The sequence below is a fragment of the Desulfovibrio sp. 1214_IL3152 genome, assembly GCF_036763055.1.
Classification (GTDB): domain Bacteria; phylum Desulfobacterota; class Desulfovibrionia; order Desulfovibrionales; family Desulfovibrionaceae; genus Desulfovibrio.
Genome location: NZ_JBAIYW010000025.1, coordinates 1 through 5549, shown reverse-complemented (window position 1 = coordinate 5549; position 5549 = coordinate 1). Strand labels below are relative to the sequence as shown.

Genomic DNA, 5549 nt, shown 5'->3' with positions numbered 1-5549 from the left:
CTATGAAGGCACACGGCACAACCGCGGCTTCGCCCTGGTGGACGCTTTTGTGGACTTTGGCCGTCGCCACGGCACTGTGGACGAAATGAACGGCGGCAAGTTTGCCTGCCAACTGTGGCGAGTGCGGCTGCCGCGCCTTGAAGGCTGCTGGCTGGCCGCCAAGCCGCAAACATTCATGAACCTCAGCGGACAGTGCGTGCAGCCCCTGCTGGCCTGGCACAAGCTCAAGGCCGAAGACCTTGTGGTGGCCCACGACGAGTTGGACATCTCCCCCGGCGAACTGCGTTTCAAGTTCGGCGGGGGCAATGCCGGACACAACGGCTTGAAGTCCATAACCGAACTTCTCGGCACGCCGGACTTTTACCGCCTGCGCATGGGCATAGGCCGTCCTCCCCACAAGGGCGATGTGACCAACTGGGTTCTGGGGCGCCCCCAGGACGAAGACGCCGACAGTCTTGAGCGCAGTCTGCCGGCAGCGCTGGATGTCCTGTTCGCCTTTGCCGAAAAAGGCCTGGACAGCGCCGTGCGCACAGCAGGAAAAACCGCTAAACCGCGCAAGCCCGCCAGCCAGGCCCCCAATGCCGACACCCGAAACGGCAGCCCTGAAACTTCAGGCAATCCTCAAAAGCAAGATAAAATTTAATCTCGCGTGGCGGCATGGATATTTCATGCTATATATTCGGGGATACAGAGGGTGGAGGCCTTGATGAATGCCGTGTGCACTCCCCGTACCTTCGCTCTCGAAACAGGGAAGGATGCACTGATGGGTCTGTAGACTGCTTTGCAGTTTACGCCACTGCCCCGTAAATGTTGCGCTGTTTTGCTGTAAACGGCTCATGAAGGCAACCAACAGCCAAGCCCTGTGCTTTTTTTGCTTTTTCGGCTGGACTCTTCAGCACATTTAGACTACTATCTTTGAAGAGTAAGTTTCCAACTCATCTTTTATTCAAACAAAATTCGTGACTTCCAGCTTTTTCCGCTCCAGGTCTCGTACAGTGGCGCTCCTTTGGGGCGTGTGGTGGCATAATGTTCACGCCGGACGATCTCGTTGTATATCCAGCCCAGGGGGTGGGCAAGATAGAAAGCATCGATAGCCAGACTATTGGCGGCATCGCATGTGATTTCTATATTGTTCGCATTCAGGCCAACAATGTAACGTTGATGGTTCCTGTTAACAATGCCGCACATGTGGGGCTGCGCACGCTTACCACCACGGAAGAGGCGGAACGCATTCTTGAAGAGCTACGCAACAGCACCGGCAAGGTTGTGCATACCGGGCAGAACTGGAACCGCCGGTTCCGCGAATATTCCGAGCGCCTTAAAAGCTCCGAGCTTTCCGTAGTTACAGAAGTTTTACGCGAACTTCTGCTTATCGGCCGCACCAAGGAGCTTTCTTTTGGCGAGCGCCGCCTGCAGGAGCAGGCCATGGGGCTTGTCACCGGCGAACTGGCCGAAGTGCTCAAGGTTGAGGAAGACAGCCTGCGGGATGAATTGCTTGAGCTTTATGCGCCGCCGCCACCGCCGGAAGAAAGCCGAAGCTGAGCCGGCCCTTTCAGGGCAACCCCAGACCGGTCAAAAAAAGACTGCATCTGCCCGTTTTGACGGCACGCCGTTGCGCCGGGCCACGGCACATGCGGGCAAAAGATTCGCATACTGCCAGACCATGACCGGGAGTGACGTATTTTTTAAGGTGTAGACGTCACTTTTCTCTTGCCATAATGCAAAAGATGGGCTAATCGCATTCACGCACACCTATTTTGTCTCCTTACATCCAATCGCCAATAATGCAGTGTTGTAAAATACTGTATGGTTTTAGTTTGTCTTATTCAAAAGATCGGACAGTTATGCGCAAAAAGAAAGCTACCCCCACTCTGTTGACAGACAGCGCCCTGAGTCTCACAGACCTGAAAACCCGCAGCATGCAGGAGCTCATGGATCTGGCGGAGCAATACGAAATTGAAAATGCCAGTTCCATGCGAAAGCAAGAGCTTATCTTTGCTCTGCTTTCTACCTGCGCCTCTCAGAACGGCGCCATTTACGGCGATGGCGTGCTGGAGATTCTGCCGGACGGCTTTGGCTTTCTGCGCTCGCCCCTTTGCAGTTACATGCCGGGGCCTGACGACATCTATGTGTCGCCATCGCAAATCCGGCGCTTCTCTCTGCGCAAGGGCGACATTGTTTCCGGGCAGATCCGTCCGCCCAAGGAGGGTGAACGCTACTTCGCCCTGCTCAAGGTTACCGAGATAGGTTTTGAACCGCCGGAACATGCCAAAAATCTCGTCCTCTTTGATAACCTTACCCCCATCTATCCCGACCATCAGCTCGTCATGGAAAATGGCGAAAAAAATCTTTCCAACCGCGTCATCGACATCATGGCCCCCATTGGGCGCGGCCAGCGCGGTCTTATCGTTGCCCCTCCCCGCACGGGCAAAACCATTCTGCTGCAATCACTCGCCAATGCCATCAATGCCAACAATCCGGAAGTCTACCTCATCGTGCTGCTGATTGACGAGCGCCCCGAGGAAGTGACCGATATGGAGCGCACGGTCAAAAAGGCCGAAGTGATCAGTTCCACGTTTGATGAGCCGCCGCAGCGCCATGTGCAGGTTTGTGAAATGGTGCTTGAAAAGGCCAAGCGCCTGGTCGAGCGCAAACGCGATGTTGTGATCCTGCTGGACTCCATCACCCGTCTGGGCCGTGCCTACAACGCCGTAACGCCCTCTTCCGGCCGTGTGCTTTCCGGTGGCCTGGATGCCAACGCCCTGCAACGGCCCAAGCGCTTTTTCGGCGCGGCCCGTAATATCGAAGAAGGCGGCAGCCTGACCATTATCGCCACCGCCCTTATTGATACCGGCTCGCGCATGGACGAAGTGATCTTTGAAGAATTCAAGGGTACAGGCAACATGGAAATCTATCTGGACCGCCACCTCTCGGAAAAGCGCGTGTTCCCCGCCATCGACATAAACCGCACCGGCACACGCAAGGAAGACCTGCTGCTGCCCGAAGACGTGCTCAACCGCGTCTGGATACTGCGCAAGATTCTGGCACCCATGTCCGCCATCGACAGCATGGAATTCCTGCTGGACAAAATGCGCGGCACCAAGTCCAACAAAGACTTCATGAACGCCATGGGCAAATAGCCCGTCCAGAAACGCACATCAAACGCCTTATTAAACCCCGGTTTTTACCGGGGTTTTTTATTTATTGCTATTACTATTCAAAATCATTGTTTTTTTGTCACGCTCAGCAAACTTGCCTGCTGTATCCTCATTTTTTATGTGCTACAGTTTATTTACAGGTGGCCTATACCCCTGTGTCGCCACTGGCGACCCGGCCCTTAACAAAGGAAGAAAACATGAAAAACTATCTGCAATATGGCGCATTCGCGCTGGCCGCTGCCCTGCTTCTGAGTGGCATCCAGCCGGCAACCGCCCAGGATGCCGAACAGGACGGTGCAAAGCTGTACACGGCCCTTTGCGCATCCTGTCATACCCCCACCCCCGCAAAAATGATGGGCAAGCCCGTTGACGGGCTTGTGGCCGGGATGGAGAAGGTTAAAAACATGGAATCTCCCACCGGTCCCCTGATCAAAATGAAAGCGGTGCTCACGCCGCTGACGGAAGCACAGATCAAGAATATCGCGGAATACCTCAACCAGCTTAAGTAGCTGACATGAAAATGCCCCCGGGCAGCTCTGATCTGTCTCCCTTCAGGGAGACAGATCAGAGCTGCCCGGGGGCATTATGCTGTGCGTGACGCAAAGCCGTCCCACAAGCCGCACCTAGAGCAGATTAACTTTGAGAATGTACATTCTCAAAGTTTAAGCCACGCTCGCTTCGATGCTTAACCGCGCAAGTAAATAGCTCTGCTGTCTTCGCGGCAGTCATTGGCGAGCCTGCGAGCCTTACGAATGGCGACAGTGGTTGTGTGGAAACAAACCGCTCGTTACACATGCTGTTCGCAAGCGTAGTTTCCTGCGTTACAGCTCCTGAAGCATCCGTAACTTCCTTTGTCGTAACGGCTGAAGCTGCGCTTGCATCTTTGCGGCGGGCGACTGCTCACGCAGCCGCCAGAGCAATTTCAAAGTGAAATTGCTCTGGCAGGCATCAATCCTCAAGCCACAGACCGGCCTCCAGACAGGCCTGTTTGACGAATATGTTTTCATTGCCCTGAAGTTTCTCGATACGTCCGGCCCGGGCGCATTCCCACGAATCCACCGGGTACCGGCTGTTCCAGGCCCGCATGAGCTTTCGCTGCCGGAGGCTCATTGAGTAGGACGAAGAGTACGCATCGGCCATATAAAAATAGGTGCGTGCAATCTGGCCGCGCGCGCTCTCCGGCGGTTCGGCCCTGTTCTTTGCCACTTTCATGGCGCAGCGGCCAAAGCTCGGTTCCGCTTCCGGCAGCATGGCATAGCTAAAATTGGAGCGCAGGGCATTCACCGCGCCGATGGATGGATACAGATTATACATATCGGCCTGCATGCGGCGGTAGTCACTGTTCACCCTTTCCGCACAACGCCGCCCCTTGTAGGATTTTCCGTCCTTGACGCACTCGGGATGTCCCTGCTTCCATTCCTCAAAAAAGCGGCCCATATTTTCCGCAGGCAGTACGTGTTCCCACTCCATCGTTTCGGCCCGTGCCGCATACGTCGCCACTGAAAACCCTTCGGGCAGGACGACCCTTCCCTGAGAATCATAGGTTGCGCCGCAATACAACGTAACGTGACGGTCATGGTACACCTGCCGTGCCAACATTCTTTTGGCCGCGGCAAAGCTTTCATTGCTGCTGTTTCCGGCAGCAGACACCAGACAGGCGTTGAAAAAAATAAAGCTGAAAAAAAGCAGCACTCTCATGGCTTACCTCTTTTTCAGCTATACAATTTTATAAATATAGAATCAACGTTATAAAAATAGTTTACCTATCTGTATTTGTTCGCCTCAGCCAGTCATTGCCAACTTTCAGATTGATGATGACAAACGCAAAAAAATATTATAGCTTGCACTTCTTGAGTGAGTTCTATCGGGCAGTTAGCTCAGTTGGTTGAGCATCGCCCTTACAAGGCGGGGGCCGGGGGTTCGAGTCCCTCACTGCCCACCAATAGTACCGAGGGGTTGCAGATTTTTCTGCAACCCCTTCTTTGTTTTCCCAACACCATTCCCAACACGCCTCCTAAAAAACAGAAACAATCAGTAAAAAGCCTCGCGATGGTATGCCCTTCCTTTTTTGAGAGGAGCAGAACTCGCAGGTGGTTTCTATTCTCAATTCTATCGTAGTCATCCCCACCATTTCGTCTCATTCACTTTCTGCGTGAAATATTTGGCGCGAGCAACATGAGGACAGATATATCTGGAGCCATGCTGCCCAAGCCATTTTTTGCTTTTTGTGGTGTGGCCCGGAATGCCAAAATTTAAAAATCTCTTAGATGCTGTAGTCACGAGACTGAAGCCCACAAAAAGATACACCTGATCTGAACGGCAGCCAGAAATGAGGCCGCATTTTTTGCGTACCGAGTCGCTATGCCGCGCCATTGCTTCAAATAGAGAAAA

Annotated in this window: 5 protein-coding genes, 1 tRNA gene and 1 pseudogene; 5 read left to right on the top strand and 2 right to left on the bottom strand. The window is 53.7% G+C overall.

Annotated elements, in window-relative coordinates:
* From pth to V6C07_RS00470, 4 genes are all read left to right on the top strand, one after another.
* Positions 1–643: aminoacyl-tRNA hydrolase (gene pth / locus V6C07_RS00485; RefSeq protein WP_333534388.1), on the top strand; the 643-nt coding region annotated here is incomplete at its 5' end.
* A gap of 383 nt (positions 644–1026) precedes the next feature.
* Positions 1027–1542: a CarD family transcriptional regulator gene (locus V6C07_RS00480; RefSeq protein WP_333534386.1), complete on the top strand. Its 516-nt coding sequence runs from the start codon at positions 1027–1029 to the stop codon at positions 1540–1542.
* A 302-nt stretch (positions 1543–1844) separates the two neighbouring features.
* Positions 1845–3140, top strand: coding sequence for a transcription termination factor Rho (rho, locus tag V6C07_RS00475; RefSeq protein WP_012625082.1), 1296 nt, complete (start codon positions 1845–1847; stop codon positions 3138–3140).
* Positions 3141–3355: 215 nt separating this feature from the next.
* Positions 3356–3667 (top strand): c-type cytochrome, encoded by a 312-nt coding sequence (locus V6C07_RS00470; protein WP_333534383.1) that lies wholly within the window; start codon positions 3356–3358, stop codon positions 3665–3667.
* A gap of 439 nt (positions 3668–4106) precedes the next feature.
* On the opposite strand, the gene V6C07_RS00465 is transcribed toward V6C07_RS00470, so the two are convergent.
* Positions 4107–4856, bottom strand: a complete 750-nt coding sequence (locus tag V6C07_RS00465) for an endonuclease (protein WP_333534381.1) — start codon at positions 4854–4856, stop codon at positions 4107–4109.
* 168 nt (positions 4857–5024) lie between these two features.
* Between V6C07_RS00465 and V6C07_RS00460 the strand changes: the two genes are divergently transcribed.
* Positions 5025–5100 (top strand) — tRNA-Val (locus V6C07_RS00460).
* A 334-nt stretch (positions 5101–5434) separates the two neighbouring features.
* Here the strand turns inward: V6C07_RS00460 and V6C07_RS00455 are convergent.
* Positions 5435–5549, bottom strand: a pseudogene (locus V6C07_RS00455) (IS5/IS1182 family transposase); the annotation flags it as partial.

Bases quoted from the DNA above. Each gene is read 5' to 3' on its own strand.
- V6C07_RS00480 (WP_333534386.1), top strand. From the start codon at position 1,027: ATGTTCACGCCGGACGATCTCGTTGTATATCCAGCCCAGGGGGTGGGC.
- V6C07_RS00465 (WP_333534381.1), bottom strand. From the start codon at position 4,856: ATGAGAGTGCTGCTTTTTTTCAGCTTTATTTTTTTCAACGCCTGTCTG.
- rho (WP_012625082.1), top strand. From the start codon at position 1,845: ATGCGCAAAAAGAAAGCTACCCCCACTCTGTTGACAGACAGCGCCCTG.
- V6C07_RS00470 (WP_333534383.1), top strand. From the start codon at position 3,356: ATGAAAAACTATCTGCAATATGGCGCATTCGCGCTGGCCGCTGCCCTG.